This window comes from Chryseobacterium vaccae, assembly GCF_009602705.1.
GTDB lineage: Bacteria > Bacteroidota > Bacteroidia > Flavobacteriales > Weeksellaceae > Chryseobacterium > Chryseobacterium vaccae.
This window is the reverse complement of the sequence record NZ_VSWH01000001.1, coordinates 127,085-144,820: the sequence shown is the minus strand read 5'-3', so window position 1 is coordinate 144,820 and position 17,736 is coordinate 127,085. Positions and strand designations below refer to the sequence as shown.

At 37.3% G+C, this 17,736-nt stretch carries 20 protein-coding genes, 1 tRNA gene and 1 pseudogene; 9 read left to right on the top strand and 13 right to left on the bottom strand.

The window, feature by feature from the left end; genetic code table 11:
• The first annotated feature begins 62 nt into the window (after window positions 1-62).
• Window positions 63-1,148 carry an IS481 family transposase gene (locus FW768_RS00640; RefSeq protein WP_153391442.1) on the top strand — a complete coding sequence of 362 codons (1,086 nt, stop codon included), beginning with the start codon at window positions 63-65 and terminating at the stop codon, window positions 1,146-1,148.
• 109 nt (window positions 1,149-1,257) lie between these two features.
• On the opposite strand, the gene FW768_RS00635 is transcribed toward FW768_RS00640, so the two are convergent.
• The 6 genes from FW768_RS00635 to holA form a co-directional block, all read right to left on the bottom strand.
• Window positions 1,258-2,478 (bottom strand): site-specific integrase, encoded by a 1,221-nt coding sequence (locus FW768_RS00635; RefSeq protein WP_153391440.1) that lies wholly within the window; start codon window positions 2,476-2,478, stop codon window positions 1,258-1,260.
• Window positions 2,479-2,731: 253 nt separating this feature from the next.
• Window positions 2,732-2,816: transfer RNA gene (locus FW768_RS00630), tRNA-Ser, on the bottom strand.
• 140 nt (window positions 2,817-2,956) lie between these two features.
• A complete protein-coding gene (locus FW768_RS00625; RefSeq protein ID WP_153391438.1) occupies window positions 2,957-3,169 on the bottom strand; it encodes a glyceraldehyde-3-phosphate dehydrogenase in 213 nt (70 codons plus the stop codon).
• Window positions 3,170-3,562: 393 nt separating this feature from the next.
• Complete coding sequence (gene trxB, locus FW768_RS00620; protein WP_153391436.1) at window positions 3,563-4,504, bottom strand: thioredoxin-disulfide reductase; 942 nt, start codon at window positions 4,502-4,504, stop codon at window positions 3,563-3,565.
• 270 nt (window positions 4,505-4,774) lie between these two features.
• Entirely contained in the window at window positions 4,775-5,668 is an 894-nt protein-coding gene (locus tag FW768_RS00615) for an alpha/beta hydrolase family protein (protein WP_153391434.1), read from the bottom strand.
• A 49-nt stretch (window positions 5,669-5,717) separates the two neighbouring features.
• Window positions 5,718-6,755: a DNA polymerase III subunit delta gene (holA, locus tag FW768_RS00610; RefSeq protein ID WP_153391432.1), complete on the bottom strand. Its 1,038-nt coding sequence runs from the start codon at window positions 6,753-6,755 to the stop codon at window positions 5,718-5,720.
• 7 nt (window positions 6,756-6,762) lie between these two features.
• Between holA and FW768_RS00605 the strand changes: the two genes are divergently transcribed.
• From FW768_RS00605 to FW768_RS00580, 6 genes and pseudogenes are all read left to right on the top strand, one after another.
• Window positions 6,763-7,194 carry a type I restriction enzyme HsdR N-terminal domain-containing protein gene (locus tag FW768_RS00605; RefSeq protein WP_153391430.1) on the top strand — a complete coding sequence of 144 codons (432 nt, stop codon included), beginning with the start codon at window positions 6,763-6,765 and terminating at the stop codon, window positions 7,192-7,194.
• A 568-nt stretch (window positions 7,195-7,762) separates the two neighbouring features.
• Window positions 7,763-8,632 (top strand): nucleoside hydrolase, encoded by an 870-nt coding sequence (locus FW768_RS00600; protein ID WP_153391428.1) that lies wholly within the window; start codon window positions 7,763-7,765, stop codon window positions 8,630-8,632.
• Window positions 8,633-8,830: 198 nt separating this feature from the next.
• A complete protein-coding gene (locus tag FW768_RS00595) occupies window positions 8,831-9,442 on the top strand; it encodes an HAD family hydrolase (protein ID WP_153391426.1) in 612 nt (203 codons plus the stop codon).
• 80 nt (window positions 9,443-9,522) lie between these two features.
• Window positions 9,523-10,197 (top strand): hypothetical protein, encoded by a 675-nt coding sequence (locus FW768_RS00590; RefSeq protein WP_153391425.1) that lies wholly within the window; start codon window positions 9,523-9,525, stop codon window positions 10,195-10,197.
• A gap of 160 nt (window positions 10,198-10,357) precedes the next feature.
• A pseudogene (locus FW768_RS24045) lies at window positions 10,358-10,609 on the top strand (thrombospondin type 3 repeat-containing protein); the annotation flags it as partial.
• Between the two features lie 547 nt (window positions 10,610-11,156).
• Complete coding sequence (locus tag FW768_RS00580) at window positions 11,157-11,945, top strand: dienelactone hydrolase family protein (protein ID WP_196782915.1); 789 nt, start codon at window positions 11,157-11,159, stop codon at window positions 11,943-11,945.
• A gap of 61 nt (window positions 11,946-12,006) precedes the next feature.
• On the opposite strand, the gene FW768_RS00575 is transcribed toward FW768_RS00580, so the two are convergent.
• From FW768_RS00575 to FW768_RS00545, 7 genes are all read right to left on the bottom strand, one after another.
• Window positions 12,007-12,390 (bottom strand): PEGA domain-containing protein, encoded by a 384-nt coding sequence (locus FW768_RS00575; RefSeq protein ID WP_153391421.1) that lies wholly within the window; start codon window positions 12,388-12,390, stop codon window positions 12,007-12,009.
• Window positions 12,391-12,545: 155 nt separating this feature from the next.
• Window positions 12,546-12,908: a cupin domain-containing protein gene (locus tag FW768_RS00570; protein ID WP_153391419.1), complete on the bottom strand. Its 363-nt coding sequence runs from the start codon at window positions 12,906-12,908 to the stop codon at window positions 12,546-12,548.
• Window positions 12,905-13,432, bottom strand: a complete 528-nt coding sequence (locus FW768_RS00565; RefSeq protein WP_153391417.1) for a GNAT family N-acetyltransferase — start codon at window positions 13,430-13,432, stop codon at window positions 12,905-12,907. Before FW768_RS00565 ends, FW768_RS00570 begins: the two co-directional genes overlap by 4 nt.
• Window positions 13,433-13,435: 3 nt before the next feature.
• A complete protein-coding gene (locus FW768_RS00560; protein WP_153391415.1) occupies window positions 13,436-14,041 on the bottom strand; it encodes a DUF2911 domain-containing protein in 606 nt (201 codons plus the stop codon).
• A gap of 29 nt (window positions 14,042-14,070) precedes the next feature.
• On the bottom strand, window positions 14,071-14,583 hold the full coding sequence (locus FW768_RS00555; protein WP_153391413.1) for a methylated-DNA--[protein]-cysteine S-methyltransferase: 513 nt from the start codon (window positions 14,581-14,583) through the stop codon (window positions 14,071-14,073).
• Window positions 14,584-14,626: 43 nt separating this feature from the next.
• On the bottom strand, window positions 14,627-15,175 hold the full coding sequence (locus FW768_RS00550) for a DinB family protein (RefSeq protein WP_153391411.1): 549 nt from the start codon (window positions 15,173-15,175) through the stop codon (window positions 14,627-14,629).
• Window positions 15,176-15,229: 54 nt separating this feature from the next.
• Complete coding sequence (locus FW768_RS00545; RefSeq protein ID WP_153391410.1) at window positions 15,230-15,748, bottom strand: Crp/Fnr family transcriptional regulator; 519 nt, start codon at window positions 15,746-15,748, stop codon at window positions 15,230-15,232.
• 70 nt (window positions 15,749-15,818) lie between these two features.
• Here FW768_RS00545 and FW768_RS00540 point away from each other — a divergent pair, with 70 nt between their 5' ends.
• Both FW768_RS00540 and FW768_RS00535 read left to right on the top strand, forming a co-directional pair.
• Window positions 15,819-16,670 carry a pepsin/retropepsin-like aspartic protease family protein gene (locus FW768_RS00540; RefSeq protein ID WP_153391408.1) on the top strand — a complete coding sequence of 284 codons (852 nt, stop codon included), beginning with the start codon at window positions 15,819-15,821 and terminating at the stop codon, window positions 16,668-16,670.
• Window positions 16,671-16,673: 3 nt separating this feature from the next.
• Window positions 16,674-17,720, top strand: a complete 1,047-nt coding sequence (locus tag FW768_RS00535) for a hypothetical protein (protein ID WP_153391406.1) — start codon at window positions 16,674-16,676, stop codon at window positions 17,718-17,720.
• The last annotated feature ends 16 nt before the right edge of the window (window positions 17,721-17,736 follow it).

Below are 17,736 nucleotides of genomic sequence, written 5' to 3'. Positions count from 1 at the left end.
TAGTCAATACTTAATCTGACAGTTATAATCAAATTAAATAACTTTAAAACAGATTAAGTATTATGACAACACAACAAAAGATTATCAAAAACAAGTTAGGCGTACTTGAATTAGCACAACATTTAGGAAACGTATCCAAAGCCTGTAAGGTGATGGGCTATTCCCGAGACAGTTTTTATAGATTTAAAGAATTGTATGAGCAAGGAGGTGAATTAGCATTACAGGAAATCTCCAGAAGAAAGCCAGTATTAAAGAATCGTGTAGATGAAGTCATTGAAAAAGCTGTTGTTGATATAGCTATTGAAAACCCTGCTTTGGGGCAGCTTAGAGTAAGTAATGAACTTAAAAAGAAAGGTTTCATTGTATCACCAGGTGGAGTCAGAAGTATTTGGTTAAGACACGATCTACATACGTTTAAACTAAGATTGAAAGCCCTAGAAGCCAAATCTGCTCAAGATGGTGTAGTCCTTACTGAATCTCAACTTTCAGCACTAGAAAGGGCTAAGGAAGAGAAAAAAGCTCATGGAGAAATTGAAACTCATCATCCTGGATATTTAGGAGCTCAAGACACTTATTACGTAGGCAATATCAAAGGAGTTGGACATATTTATCAACAAACTTTTATTGATACATATTCAAAGGTAGTATTTGCAAAGCTATATGACCGTAAAAATGCTCTTATTGCTGCTGACATGCTTAATGATCAGGTAGTCCCTTTCTTTGAGCAGCAGGAACTTCGTTTACTCAGAATTTTAACAGACCGAGGAACGGAATACTGTGGAATAAGAGAACAGCATGAATACCAGCTCTATTTGGCCATTGAAGATATCGATCATACGAAGACCAAGGCTAAAAGCCCTCAGACCAATGGTATTTGTGAACGTTTTCACAGGACGATACAGGACGAGTTTTATGCCATAGCTTTCAGAAAGAAAATTTACAGAAGTATTGAAGAACTGCAATTAGACCTGAACAGCTGGTTGTCGTATTACAACAATGAAAGAACGCATACAGGAAAACATTGTTACGGTAAAACACCGATGCAGACGTTTCTAGATAGTAAAACTATTGCAAAAGAGAAATTATTGGAAACTCTTGCAGAGGAACAAAAAATCCTTACTTTTGGAAGTAAGGATAATATTGGATAACTGACAATTATTTTTAACCCCTAACTGTCAGATAAAGTCGTGGCTATTACATATGACTAGAGTGGTATATTAATATTCATCTTTGATTACCGATATTCCGTACGTTTTATTACTCTCGACTTTTAAGTATTTGCCTCAAAACCGACATATCATCACTTACTTTCTTATCCAATATTTTCGCATAATGCTGGGTGGTTTTTAGATTCTTGTGACCAAGCATTTTACTTACACTTTCAATCGGAACGCCATTGGATAATGTAACTGTAGTGGCAAATGTGTGTCTCGCAATATGAAATGTCAATTCTTTGTTAATCCCACAGATATTAGCAATCTCTTTGAGGTAAGAGTTCATTTTCTGATTACTTAGAACAGGAAAAAGTACGTTTAGATTTATACATTCTGGATGGTCTTCATATTTCAAAATAATCTCTTGAGCTAATGGCAGTAGTGGGACTCTGGTTGAAGTACCAGTTTTCTGACGATTTGTAAATATCCATTTGTCACCATCTATTCCAATATTAATGTGGGATCTAGATAATTTCACTACATCAACATAAGCTAAACCAGTATAACAACTAAAAAGGAAAATATCACGTACCTGATTCAACCTGTCTGAAGCAAATTCCTTATCATAAACCGATTGAATTTCCTTCTTTGTAAGATAGGGGCGTTCCACTTCTTTAATTTTTGCTTTGTAACCTAGAAACGGATCTTTTGATAGCCAACCGTTCGCCATGCATAAACGCATAATTTTTTTGAAGTTCTTGATGTATTTTACAGCAGTATTGTTAGCGCATTTTCGGACACTACGAAGCCAGAAATCATAATCCATAATGAAAGCGTGATCAATCTTTGTAATATCAATGTCAGAAATTTTATATTTCCAATTTAGAAATTCCTGTGTGTGTTTCAAGGAAGTTTTGTATCGTTCCAATGTACCTGGAGCAAAATCCTGACCTATTAATGCTTCTACTTTATCATTGTGATCCTGAAAAATAGGAATGAGCATTCTTGTCGAAAGATCAGTTCCAAGCAGTTTAGATTTTAAACTTTCTGCGGTTACGAAGTCTTCTTCTTTGAGCATCAAGTAATGGAAATCGTAAACTTGCTGTTCTAAAGTTTTAAGGTAAGAGTTCAGTGTTTTGGCTTCTTGACTATAACCTATGGCTTTCTGCGATTTGTTATCCCATTTCTTTGGGTCAATATATCTTTTAGCTGCAATCTCTGCAGCCTTGCCGTCTACCGTGATTCGTAAGTAGATAGGAGCGGTTCCGTTTGTTCTGATTTTATTCTTTTTTATAAAGAATAACAGGTTGAATGTTTTGTTCATTGTGTGATAACTTTAATTGTTTAATAATTTACTTTTTGTTACCACTTTTTGCAAGATGTTCAATCGTTAGACTGCCTATTGGTCAGGTTTTCCAGAGATTTCAGTGACCTATTTTGATATTTTCACTATAGGTCACTAAATAGGTCACTTTAAATATGACCTTTTTTGATTTTCTTTGATACTAGTGCAAAACAAAAAACGCTGTAAACATTGATGTTTACAGCGTTTTAGCTTATTTTAGTATCTCTACCAGCGGAGAGTGAGGGATTCGAACCCCCGGACCTGTTACAGTCAACAGTTTTCAAGACTGCCGCAATCGACCACTCTGCCAACTCTCCCTGAACTTCGGCTGTACCGTCGTTTTCAGTGGTGCAAATATAGAATGATTTTACTTTCCTGCAAAACTTTTGTGGGAGAAATTTCAGCAAAACTTAATAATAGACTTAAAATCAGGGAGATTTTTTTCAGAACACCAAACTTATTCCCTGTCTACGATTGAGATAAAGCTGTTTTTTAAAAGCTCAGATGGATATACAAACTGGTCTCCATCCTCTCCTTTTACAACAATTGCTCCCTGCTCATCGTTCAGACATTTGTCCAGCTGCGTTTTCATTTCATTCAGTGCTCCATTGGGAACTTCAATAATGTAGGTTCCTGTGATGTGTTTGATTTTGATAACCTTTCTTTCCATATTCTATTTTTGATTGGATGCTAAATTTAGGTATTATTTTTAGAAACGAACAGTATGCTTTGAAAATCATCTTCACAAACCAAATATTACCATATTGAAACCCTGTAGACTTCAGTATCCCCTTACTACTGCCCTGATTCTTTCTTTGAAATAGAAATAGTAAAATCAAATCATAGTACAATCTTCATGATCATCTGATTCATAATATTTTATATCTGCTTTTGAAAAGTTATTCATCGTGTAATAATTAGAACCACTACCAACAGCTTCTTATAAGTCATTTAGATACATAAAACAGTCTCATACATTATTAACTTAAATCTATTTTATCCTCTTCTAAAAAAAGACCGCCTTTTTCAAGACAGTCTTTCTATTATTTTAACAAGCTGAATTTTAGTGTAATTCTGCTAAATATTTCTCTGCATCCATGGCAGCCATACAACCGCTTCCTGCAGCTGTAATCGCCTGTCTGTAAATATGATCCTGAACATCTCCTGCGGCAAACACCCCCGGAAGATTAGTTCTGGAAGAACCTTTTTCCGTAACGATATATCCGTTTTCATCAAGATCAATCTGACCTGCGAAAATATCTGTATTCGGTTTGTGGCCAATAGCGATGAAAATTCCTTCAACATCAACTGTAGAAGTTTCCTGAGTTTGGTTGTTGATGATCACAGCTCTTTCTACTAAGCTGTTTTCGCCTTCTATTCCAATTAATTCATGGTGGAATTTTACTTCAATATTCGGAGTATTTTCTACCCTGTGAACCATTGCTTTTGAAGCTCTGAAAACATCTTTTCTCACCAATAGCGTTACCTTTCTGCATAGTTTTGCAAGATAAGTCGCTTCTTCAGCGGCTGTATCTCCAGCACCTACCACCACAACATCTTTTCCTCTGTAGAAGAATCCGTCACACGTAGCACACGCCGAAACACCACCTCCCGCGTATTTTTTCTCATCATCAAGACCCAAATACTTGGCTGTAGCTCCTGTAGAAATAATCACCGTTTTGGCAAAGATCTCTTTGTTTCCTGCATATAGTTTGTGAACACCGCCTTCTTCTTTAGAGAATTCAGCTTTGGTGATCATTTCATAATGAACTTTGGTTTCAAATCTTTCTGCCTGCTTCTGAAGATCCATCATCATTTCAGGCCCTGTAATCCCTGCCGGATACCCTGGAAAGTTATCCACTTCCGTAGTCGTTGTTAATTGCCCGCCCGGTTCCAAACCTGTATACAGTTCAGGTTTCAGGTCTGCTCTTGCCGCATAAATAGCCGCTGTAAAACCAGAAGGTCCGGATCCAACGATCACACAATCTAAAATATTTTGCTCCATAAATTTACTTGTTCAAAAGATTTAATTTTAAAGTCTGCTAATTTCGTAATTTTTAATGTTTTTTTAAAGTTATTTTAATGATACTTGTCAATAACAGATATGCGGATTGTCGATAAATGTTTTGTTTAATCCGTTTACGTTTATTTATTATTGACTGAAAGGTTCATTGAAAGAAACCGGGATATAATGTTTAAAGTTTGGGGTTCAAGGTTTAGAGTTCAAGGTTTAGAGTTTAAAAAGTATGTTATACTACTTCTAATTCCCCGGCTCTTACTTCTCCAGCAACCATTTTACCAATTCCCCACGCTCAACGATATTCCATGAATGGGGATGCTTCTTTCCGTTGGCCCGTATTCCCCGGTTCTGGGTTTCTATATATTCTGAGGTTCTGCTTCCTAGGTTGATTAGGGATTGATTTGCCTTCTTAAGCATAAAAGCATTAAGATTTTCAAACTTCCGGCCTCTGTGTTTCTGCTGCCATTCCAGATCAGGTTCACAATAAAATCGTGTTTTAATTCCTTTTAAATATTGAATATTCTCAGTTGAATTAACAGAAATCAGATAGGGAGAAACTTCCTTATACTTCTCCAGATTCTCATCCGGCTTACCCAACTCGCTTTCAAATAGTTCCACCAGGAATTTCCCTTCTTCTACCGCGGCGGGATCCACATTCGCAGCAACATCCCTTTCTGCATTATGATACAGCTTTTCAAGATCAACCGGAGAATCTACCACCAGAAGACCTTTGGGTTGTATAGAACTCTTGTTTTTAATCAGGTGGTCTGATAACAGAAGCGCTACATTCCCTCCACTGGAAAAACCACCAATAAATATATTGTTCTTTTCAATTTTATTTTTATCGAATATAGCTTCTAAAGCCGAGGTGTATTCTTTCTTTTCTGCTTCAGTTAAAAACAGCTTCCCATTGTAATTTAAAAGCAAAACACTGATTCCCTCCTTTTCAATATCTTTCAGAAACCCTGCTTCCGTTTTCGTATGCTCACTATCACAGGGAAAGCATGGAAATAAAACAAGAACCGCTTTCTGCTTCTGTGCTGTATGCAGTTCGTACTGATCTTCTTTCACCACTTTGCATGTAGTATTCTTTACAGCACATCCGGACAAAACTACCGATAAAACGATTAGAAAAATATTTTTCATCATGGATTGGTTTATCTGTTTGGATACAAAATTTCTGCTTTAATTACAATGCTCAAACCTTCATTTTAATCTTGTCTACATTAATAATCTTATACACCAGCTCCTTAATCAGTTCCGCTTCTCCCATATTCACAGCTCCAAGCCCCTTCCCTTTCATATCGAATTCTCTCAGGATAGAAATCACTCTTGTAGCATGTTTCAGAGGATAAAGGCGCGCACTTTCCGCATAATCTTTAACGAAATAAGGATTCACCCCCATTTGTGAAGCGATTACCTGGGGCGGCTGCCCGGCCATAGTCTGATAAATAATCACATTGGAAAAATAGCTGTACAGGCTGGCCAACATCATTACAAAAGGGTTATTCTTAGGATTTTTGCCCATAAAATGAGCAATTTTAAAGGCTGCATCTGCATTTTTGGTCCCCAAAGCTTTCTGAAGCTCGAAAACATTGTATTCCTTACTGATCCCGATATGGTTTTCCACCATGGTTCCGTCCAGCAGTTCCCCTTCTTTAAGAATCATTTTCAGCTTATTCAGCTCATTGGCTATTCTTGAAAGATCATTACCCAGGTATTCTGCAAGAAGATGGGAAATATTCGGGGCGGTCTTGATCTTCAGGCTGGTACATTCGTCAGCAATCCATTTTGCAAGGCCGCTGTCTTTCACCGATTCACTTAAGAAAAGAATTTTTGCCTTGTCCAGTGATTTTGTTGCTTTCTTCCTGCTGTCCAGCTTCTTATGTTTATGAGCAAAAACCAATACCGTAGAAGGCACGGGATTGTCCACATAGGTTTCCAGAATTCGGTTTTCCTCTTCATTGAATTTCAGGTCCTGCGCTTCTTTTACAATGATCACCTGCTTATCTCCCATCATCGGAAACTGTCTCGCCAGCGAAAGAACTTCCTGGTAAGAGGTATCTTTTCCGTACACCACCGTCTGGTTGAAAGCTTTTTCATCTTCCTCCAGAAAGTTGTGTTCAAGGGCTTTTACAGCAACATCAATAAAGTAAGGTTCTTCTCCGTGGAAAAAATAAATAGGTAAAACTTCTTTATTTTTAATATTTTTGAGGATTAAATCTAATTCTTTCATCTTATTAATGGAACTTCCAAAACTGAATTTTCAGGAAACTTTTGATTTTAAATTCAAGAAAGACAAAGATAAGTTTTTTATTTATGATCTGGTCCGCAAAACTTACCTTTTACTTACCCCTGAAGAATGGGTAAGGCAGCATTGGATCCATTATTATCTTACGGTAAAGGCCTACTCTGCCTCCGCACTTATCACGGAGAAAAAGATCGTTCTGAACGGACTTACCAAAAGAATTGACCTTTTAGTTACCGAAAAAACAGAACCCATAATCCTGATCGAATGCAAGGCTCCGCAAATTAAATTAACGGAAAAAACATTTGAGCAGACTGCAAGATATAACTCAATTATTGGGGCAAAGGAAATCATTCTTACCAATGGTCTTCAGCATATCAATGCCTATTATGAAAACGGGCAGTATATGTTTTATAAACCGGAGTAACTGCTCTTTCGTCCATGTATATTGTTGGCATACGCAAAGCCGCAAAATGATTTTTCATGCTGCATAAATAAGAGCGCTAGGATTTTATCTCCGATAAAATTTAATCCTGCATATTTGATGTAAAAACTTGCTGAAAATCTCTGATTTTCTTGCGTCCTGCAAACAGCATAATTGTTCAAAACCTTGCGCCCTTTAGCGTCTCCCAACCTATTCAAGAGCAATTTAAAACTTACCTACAAACATCTGTCAATCTGAGATAAATCCCTCTCAGATTCGGCAGATTTTATTAAATTTTGGCTAAAGCCGAATATTGAATAAATTCCAAACCAGAAGATGTTTTGTTTATATTATATTCCGTAGATTTTCATGAATAAATTTAGAAGTAAAAAATGCCTGCTGTCATCTGGAAAATGGCTTTCAGATGAACATATTACTACCGGAATGTTAAACTTTTCAAAAGTTATCTTCCGAAATTCAAGAAACAAAGCATAGCTGTCCTCCATAAAACATAATCTTTATTTTCTATATCTTTACAGTCAAAACTAATACACTAAACAAAAATTACTTCATGGCCCCTAAATTACCTTTCCATTTCGATATGGAAACTGCTGATCCTGATGATTCTATGACCCTAGCTATTTTAGCAACCCATCCGCTGGTTCACCTGGTCAGTGTTTCTGTACATCCGGGCGGAACAGACCAGATTGGTGCCGTACGTCATATTTTACGAATTCTTGACAGAGAAGATGTCCGCATCGGAGCAGGAACTCCCAAATCTACGGCCAGCCGCGTTTCCGGTTTTCACCGGGACTGGGTTGGAAATTTTGAACATTCAGAAGCAGATGATACTGCCGCCAATATCATGGCAGAAACACTCCGTCAGTTTCCCGATTGTACATTGTTAACCGGAGCAGCACTTACGAATCCACATGCTTTATTCGAAACCGGAGTTTTCTTCAACCGCTGGTTTTGTCAGGGAGGCTTTGCAGGAGACAATATTGTTCCTAAAGAATACCGCCTGGAGAAATTCGATGGGAAACGCACTTGTGCAACCTTTAATCTGAACGGTAACCCGCTTGCTGCTGAAGCGCTGTTTTCGATCCCGATGAGCGAAAGACGCATGATCAGTAAAAATGTATGTCATGGCGCTATATTCACGAAAGCTGATGCTGAATTACTTATCCCGTTTCGAAGCCACAACAAAGGTCTCAGCCTGTTTCTGGATGCCGTAGAACTCAAAGAAAAAGCGCTCCACGACACTGTAGCTGCTTTATTGGCCATTGATCCTTCTAAAGCACTTTGGGCAGAGGTGATTCCTTATAGAACAAAGGGTGAATGGGGCTGCCTGGAAGCAAAAAATTATCCGGAACAAAATGTATCATTAATCACCACTTATATTCCCGATTTAAAGGACCTTTGGATGGTGCTTAAACCTTAAACGAATTGTGAATTTATTGAGTTGAAAAATTTCTTCCTAAATCCAATCTTGCAGAAAATCCCTTTTGCCAATCCATTTTTCCAGTTTATCTTTGTTATGAGTTTCAGAATTGCAGTTCTTTTCTGTCACTCTAAACGGCTCATTTTCCCGGAACTTTTTTAGCTCAAAAATTTAAGCAGGCTCAACATTTGATTTATTATGAAAGTAAAAAATATTATATTCGATTTTGGTGGTGTTCTGATGGACTGGAACCCTAGGTATTTCTTCAAAACCTATTTCAATGATGATGAAAAAATGGAATATTTCCTTGAAAACATTGCACAGGATGAATGGAATATCGAACAGGACAGGGGAAGATCTTTGGAGGAAGGTACAGAAATTCAGATAAAAAAATTCCCGGAATGGGAAAAAGAGATCCGAGCCTATTATGATAACTGGACGGTAATGCTGAAAAGTGATATTCCCCAAAATGTAGAGATTCTCAGAAAACTGGCTCATACAGATTATCATCTTTTCGGACTAACGAACTGGTCGGAAGAGACCTTTCCCTACGCACTGGAAAACTATGATTTCTTCCAGCTGTTTGAGGGGAAAATTGTGGTTTCAGGAACTGAAAAACTAATTAAACCAGATCCGAAGATATGGCATGTTTTATTGGAAAGGTATAACATTCATGCACAAGAATCTGTTTTCATTGATGATAATCCTAAAAATATTGAAGCTGCTCAATCATTGGGCTTCCATACCATCCAGATCAATCCGGATACGGACCTCAGACAAGAGCTGGCTGGTTTGGGTGTACTATTCTGATTGTATTTCATTTCTAAACAAGACATTAATCCTCAATCTAAGTTATTTTCATTACTTTAGACTGAGGATTTTTTATAACCATGAAGAAAATTTTATTTTTACTGATACTCTCAGGAACTTCTTATCATGCCCAAAATATAGAAGGTAAAGAGACTTTCAAAAAACAGGACTGCAAAGAATTCTGGGAAAAAGCTCAGGCAAGATTTGAAAAATTTAAAACAGATTACAGGGATATTGAAAAAATATATACTAAAATCAATAAAACGGCCCTGGATAACCTCATCCAAAAAAGGTCTAAAAAAGATCTGAATGATAAAAACACCTATATTTATATCAAATATTTGAATAATCAGGCGTATTTTGATGAGCATTCCTGTAATGACGGAAGCACTCCGGAATACAACTTTTTAATTACAAAATTCTGGAACAAAGAGGTTCTGGAATATGTCCGGAAAAAGTACGGTAAAGAAATTATTCTTTCAACAAAGTTTCCGAGGGAAGACTTTAAAGCTTTCCGCGATCCGGCTGTCATTGGTGATGAAACTTCTGATTATATCACCCAATATTACGACCCGGAACTCATGAAAATAAAAATCCCCGGCAGGCAAAAAAGTACGTTAGGGTTATCAATACCTGTTACAGTAGAATTTATTAGCCCTTACCTAATTAAGACGGGAAATCCTAAAACCGGAATTACAATAACCTATGAATATAAAAACAACCAATGGGAGCTGCTGAAAACTGAGACCCCATAACCCGATTTCGTTATTCAAACAAAGATTTATTATTTTGAATATGAGAAAATTTGTAATTTTATGGATATTAGCAGGAACTTTTTTTCAGGCACAGAATATAGAGAACCAAGAGGATTTCAAAAAATGCCGTAAAGAATTCAGTAAGAAAATATGTCTTTCGGATGAAGATCAGGACCATATTCTGTATTATCTGGACAAATGTCCTCAAGAAACTGGTCCTTCAGAAAATAACGGCTGCCCGTGGCAAGATGCGGATCAGGATGGTATACCAGATAAGGACGACAGGTGTCCTAATGTGTCCGGACCTTCTGAAAATAACGGCTGCCCGTGGACGGATATAGATGGTGACGGAATCCTGGATAAGGATGATGCCTGCCCTACCATTCCGGGAGTTCCTGAACGAAACGGATGTTCCCAACAGCTTTGTGAATTGGGCAAACTGTATCCTCCTGAAAAGATGAAGAACTTTGATGCTGCTTTAAATGGAGATATTGAACAGATCTACAATACCATCAACAAAAAGATTGTGGATGACATGATGAAAAAAAGATCCAAAAAAGAACTGATGGATAAGAATACTTTTCTTGATATTTACTATGCACAAAATATTCCCGAAGGCATAAAAGACGATTTTTTTGACCGTTATAAGGAATACAACTTTCTCGTGGGTAAATTCTGGAATAAAAGTTTTATTCAATATCTTTTAAAAAAATATAATAAAAATCTTTATTTTTCAACTGAAATACCCCGTGAAGATTTTGATATCTACCGTGAAATTATCGGTGAACCTACCTTTAGTTATATGATCAGATATTATGATCAGCAAGCAAAGAGAATCAAGATACCTGCGACAGGAAAAGGGAATCCATATATCCCTATACCTATAAACGTACATTTCAAAAATCCTTATAAAATTGAAGTTACAGATTACATAAATGGCATAAATAATAAGATAACTTATGAGTATAAAAACAATACATGGGAGTCTTACCAAAACTAGATTTTCCCTACGCTCAGCTTTAGCCACTACAATGATAGTAGCTTCAGGAACCCTTTTCGGCCAAAACCTTAAACCTGTATCTTATCAGGACGGCGGCCAAAAGCTTAATGGAATGATCACTTCCAATGCCGGAAAAAAACTGCCCGGCGTATTGATTCTCCCTGCCTGGAAAGGTATTGATCAGGAAGCAAAAACGGCTGCTGCTGAACTTGAAAAGCAAGGCTATATTGCTTTTATTGCTGATATTTACGGAGAGGGAAACATTCCGGCTGATAATGAAAGTGCAGCCAAGACATCCGGATATTATAAGAAAAATTACGATGCTTATCAGAAAAGAATTTCTCTGGCACTGGAGCAGCTTAAGAAAAATGGAGCTATTCCTGCAAAAATTGCTGTGATTGGCTATTGTTTCGGAGGAACGGGAGCTCTGGAATCTGCGCGGGGAAGCCTTCCTGTTGCAGGTGCTGTTTCCATCCATGGAAGTCTGGGTAAGGATCAGACGAGAAAAAATGGCCCCATCGGTGCTAAGATTCTTGTTGAAAACCCGGCTGATGATAAAGGGGTAACACCTGAAGATTACAATAACCTCATTAAAGAAATGAATGAGGGGAATGCCGACTGGCAGATCATCACATATGCCCACTCAAAGCATACTTTTACAGATCCAAAATCACCGGATTATAATGAAGTTATGGCCAAAAGAGCCTGGAATCATACGCTGATGTTTCTGAAGGAGATTCTGAAATAAGTTTCATTTCAGTGTAACAATGTACCAATAAGCGTTATCATTGGTACATTGTTATATTTTACTACTGCTGGTTTGCTTTCAGTTCAACATCATATTGCTTTGGAGAATACTTGGTCAGAGAACCTGTGGCCGCATCAATTCCAACACCGATGGCACCACCAAGAATGATATTCAGAAGGGTAACGGCATTAAAATTCTTTACCAGTTTTACCTCTTGGTTCTCAAAGCCTTCCTTTTCAAATGTAACGGTTTGCTTGCTTAACGCTCTCTCGATTTTAACAGTACACGGAGTGGTACATTTTTCAATTCCTTTATGGAATACTTTTGCTCCTTCAGGAGTAGAATTAAATGTTATTTTATCCTGGGTTCCCGTAAAAATTGTTGCACATGAAGTGGAAGAAAGCGAAATCCCTACCAGGGCGATAACTGATAATTTGATTTTCATAGTTTTTGAATAAATTAAAGGGTGCTAATCATTTTTTAGCGCCGCGAACTTATAAAAATTATTCAAATAAGGAGGTATAAAAATATTTCAATGCAGCAATAGCCAATGATTAAGCCATCATAAAGACATTGCTGCATTGTTACATTGCTACATTATTAAATCTCTTCTCTGTTGACCAGCTCTATAGAAAAAGCAGGAAGGCAAACTGCAAGGTATTCGCAGGCTTCAGAAAACGGGTTGCTGTAGCGTACTCTTGCTCCTTTTTCCACTAAAATACTTTGTCCTTTTTCAAGAACAACAATTTCACCATCTATTTCAAACTGTTTTTTTCCGGAAATAATGTAAGTGAATTCATCAAACTCAGGGGTTTGATGGGGCTCGCTCCAATCCGGAGGAGCTACCATGTGAGCAATAGAAACTCCGCTGTTTCCGGTTGAGTTTCCCCAGTGTTCTTCAATTAATTTTCCGTCTGTAGTAGGAACCACAAACGGAGATTTTTGGATTTTATATTTTTTCATATCCAGTTTTCTTTTTTTATTTCATATACAAAATTGGTTCTGGTGGGTTCGGCAAAATAGGCCACTTCTTCTTCAGCAATTTTTTCTCCTCCAAGTCTTTCTAAAGCCGTCTGTGAACGGAAGTTTTCTTTTCCGATATGGAAATGTACTTTATCTACAAACTGAAAGATATAATCCAGCATCAGCTTTTTTACCTGAGGATTGATTCCTTTCCCCCACGATTGTGTTCCGTAGAAAGTGTAGCCGATGAAAATATGACTGTCATTTTCATCAAAATCGTAGTACCGGCTGCTTCCCAATATATTTCCGGTAGCTTTTTCAACAATTTTAAAAGCTCCTTTACTTTCCATTGCTCCTTTGAAAAAACTTTCAAAGACTTCTCTTTTGTAGCGGTCTTTATTGGGATGCTGTTCCCATACTTTCGGATCGGAAGCCACTTCATATAAAGACTCAAAATCCCCTTGCTGTAAGGGGATTAATTGGTATTCCTGATTTTCCAATACAGGCTGTACAGAAAAATTCATAGTTTAGCTTTTTGTTTTTGCAGCGTCAGACTCAATTTTCTTAATTTCTTTCAGCTTATCTGAAATTTTGATCACAGCATCTGGTTTTGCTGGTTTTAAAGCAACCTCTGCCTGAGCCATATCCCATTTAATCACTAAGTTTCCTGAGTTTTCATCGGTAGGATTCAGGGTAATTTCAAACCATTCCTGCTTGTCTGCCAATTTATTTACCGGTACAGTAACATCTACCACATCCTGCTTAGGGTCGTAGGTATAAGCTCCCCACTGCTGGAAATCTTTATTTAAAATAACTTTCCATTCTTTTTCAGTAGGAACAATGAAAAGACCATATGTTCCTGCAGGAACCATTTTTCCTCCAAAGTTAACGGATTGTCCGAATGTAATTTTCGTAGAAGAGTTGGCTCCCGCTCTCCAAACCTGTCCGTAAGGAACAAGTTCTCCGAATATCTTACGCCCTTTCACTCCCGGTCTTCCGTAATCGATAGAGATCTTAGACATTGAAAACTGCTGTTCTACTTTCTGGCGCGGGCTGGCTGCCGGCACAGAATAATCCTGCGCAAAACTGAATGTTGAAACTGATATGCAAAGTGCTGCTAATAATTTTTTCACGTGTAAAATTTTGCATAAAATTACAAAAATCAAAACAAAATAGCCTTTTCTAGCTCCAATAATTTTTGTTTTCTCCAGATTCCTCCGGCATAGCCCACCAGCTCACCGTTTGAACCAATAACGCGGTGGCAAGGGATCAGAATAGCGATTTTATTGATTCCGTTGGCGGTTCCTACAGCCCGGATAGCCTTAGGATTTCCTAAAAATTCAGACTGTTGCTTATAGGTTCTGATCTCTCCCATCGGGATCTCGCGGAGCAGCTGCCATACTTTTTCCTGAAACGCTGTCCCGGTAGTATAAAGAGGTACTTCAAAGTAATTTCTTTTTCCGTCAAAGTATTCTTTCAGTTCCTGTTCCAACTGTTGAAAATGAGAATGGTCTCCTTCTTTAATTTCAGCTTTTAAAATTGTTGATAAAGACGTAAACTGTTTCTCAATATTTTTCCGGTCGGTGAATTCAAGCAGGCAGACTCCCTGATCTACGGCACAGGCTGCCATTTCGCCCAATGGGGTCTGTATGATTTTTCGGTAGATGATTTCCATTGAATTAAAGGTAATCAATTTCCGGAATCTCCACATCAATTTATCAGATATTCTTCAGAACGTTTTCCGCCTGTACAAGATGTCTTAGATTATGATTGATGACAAACCTGAACGTATCGCCTAATTTCAATTTGATCCATTTCGAAATACTTATGCTTGTTTTGGTTCTGTTCAGGTCGATATTTTTTGCTTTTTCCAAAAGGTCCAGCAACTGATACTGCTGTCTGATAAATTCATCCACTGTATTTTTGTTCAACTGACTGTGGATAGGATTCATACTTTTTAAAGTTTTCATGGTATTTAATTTTTCTTTGGGAAGCATGCTGTTGGCAAAATAGTTTCCTAAAATTCCGGAAGTAAATACAGGCTGAGCAGAAGTTTTTGAGGCTGAGATCCGGCGGGTAATCTCAGGAATATAAAAGCTGCCGTAACGGTTGAGATGTTCCAGACATTCCAGAACGCTCCAGCTGTTTTCAGAAGTTCTGAAATTTAGATCATTTTCAGATTTATTTTTTATGTTTTCTGTAGTCTGAATGGCATTTCGGACGGTATTTTGAAGATCGAGGATCAGCTGGTCTGAAGAAATTTTCATTTTAATTTTTTTAGCAAATTTCCCAATTTATCTTTTCCTGAATCTTGACTGAACTCAAGATTTTTTTAATCTGGACAAAGTTTCCGGAGACATCCTGAGGTAATTGGCAATATATTTATTCGGAATTTCCTGAAAGAGCTGCGGGCTTCTTTTCAAAACTCTTGCATACCGTTCCCGTGGAGAATTAATCAACAGGTCTTTTTCACGTTCGATCTGCTGAAGAACGAGGTCTTCAAGAACCAAAGTCCAGAATTTAAGATGTTCTTCATTGGCATCAATAAATTCGTAAAAATCTTTTTTTGAAGCGGTTTTTACTGTTGTTTTTTTGATGGCCTGAATATAAAATTCAGACGGTTTTCCAGATAAAAAAGAGTCTAATGAAACAATAATATTTCCGGTATACCCGAAACGGATGATGCGTTCTTCATTTTCATCGGTCATGAAAATCCGGATGCTTCCTTTTTCAACAAAATAAATCTGAGTATCTGTACTTCCCGAGATTTTCAGGAACTCATTTCTTCTGAATTCTTTCTTTTCCCAATGGAGCCCGCTGTTAAGCAATTTTTCTACCATAGCATTTTATTATTTGCCGTTCCAAAGATAATCGGTAATTTTAAATTTTTAAATAACTAATTACCTGATAATGCTCAAAAAAACAAGTCTTTTATTACTGCTCACTATCGGATTTTTTAATCTGAAAGCCCAGCAGACAGTTCCGTTCCGGATTACCAAACATCATAATATCATTGTAAAAGCGCTGGTTAACAAGAAGGACTCACTGGATCTGATGTTCCAGATTGCTATGAAAGATGCTTCTATTTCGCCGCAAAGACAACGTAAAGCGGATCATATTATCTTTAAAGATGAAATCAGTGATGATAATACGGTAGATATCGGGAAAATAAGCCTGGATAAAGTCCGTTTTTTCGATAATGAACTCACCGGTCATGAAGCAGACGGAAAGATAGGAACCGGACTATTTCAGGGAAAAGCTTTTAAAATTGACTATGACAACAATATGTTTGTTATTTACGATAAAAAGCCTGATCTGAAGGGATATCTGCCCATTATGCTATTTTATAATAATGATCAGTTCTCCATTACCGCAGACAATGTTATTGATGGCAAAAGACAGCAGGAAGCTTTATTTTTACTGCAATCGGGGTATTCCGGGGCATTGCTATACAGTAATGATTTCGCGGAGGAAAAAGAACTTGATAAAACCCTGAAAATAGCCGGGGAAAAGCAACTGAAAACCTCCAGTGGAGCAACTCTCACCACCAAACAGGGAGTGCTTCCTTTTTTTAAGCTTGGTAAATTTGTTCTGAAGGATGTGGCAGCCGGTTTTTTCACTGGGGAGCCTAAAATACAGACTAAAAATTACTTTGGGGCGGATATGCTGAGGAGATTCAACTGGATCTTTGATGCGGACAGAAAGACAGCTTATATCAAGCCAAGCAAATATTATTCAGAACCTTATTATAAACTTTATTAAAATATGTTATATCTAAAAAACAACGGAAGTTTTCCTTTGAAAAAGTTAATAAAAATTAATACTGCCGTTGCCCTACTTTCCTGCCAGCTCGTAATGTCCGGGTGTAAAAAAGAGGAGAAAAAGCCAGTTCCTGATGCAGCTGTTTCCAATATCTCTATAAAAAAAGCAGAAGACCAAATAGATTATAAGAATTTTAATCTGTTCGATGTCTACTCTATTGATCATAATGGCTTTCTGGATTCTTTTATTTCGGTTTCGGATATTTATAATGATCCTCATCCTGTTCCGGAAGATATGATCAAAAAACAGAAACAGGTTTCTTTTGAAAAACTGAAATATCTTGAACTGGATGCCCGGTACAGAAAAAAAATGCTGGATGCCATTCATCTCACAGAAAATGATTTTCTGTTCATTTATAATTATGAATCCAACACCTTAGAAAAAATTCCCATCAAAACGTTAAAGGCCGTTGCCTATCTTGATCCCTATGTTTCAGAAGGCGATGAAATTGACGGATATTCTTATATGTTGGGGTTCAAAGTAAATTCCCAGAAAAGTTCTGATGCATCTTATGGTGTGTACAATAATACGGTTGCTGCTTTCGGAAATCAAAATCCTTTTGTTGAGAATAAAATGAAACCAATTAAATGGGAAAAGGCAGGTCCGGAGATTTCGAAAAAACATTTTTCAGGAGGAAAACTGGAGTATGGAAAAACCTATCAGGCACAATATGATGATCTGACGTATTATCTTCAGGATTTCCTTCAGGAAAAGCAAATAGCCGAACGAAAACTGATTGTTTTTAACGGTAAAAAAGAAAAGATATTTGAAAAATCATTTGTGAATGAGGGTGAAGGAGAGGAATTTTATCCACTTAACGGTGTTGAAATGGATGTTGCGGATTATAACTCCCAATGGACAGGCTATCTTCTTAAGGGAAAACCTATAGTGGTATTCGGGTTCCTTTCTCAATCTTTTGGATGCCCGGTTATTACATTCCTTGATAAAAAGGAACCGGTAATGGAGATCAAATGTGATAACAGGCATTAAATAACTGGCCTTCCAA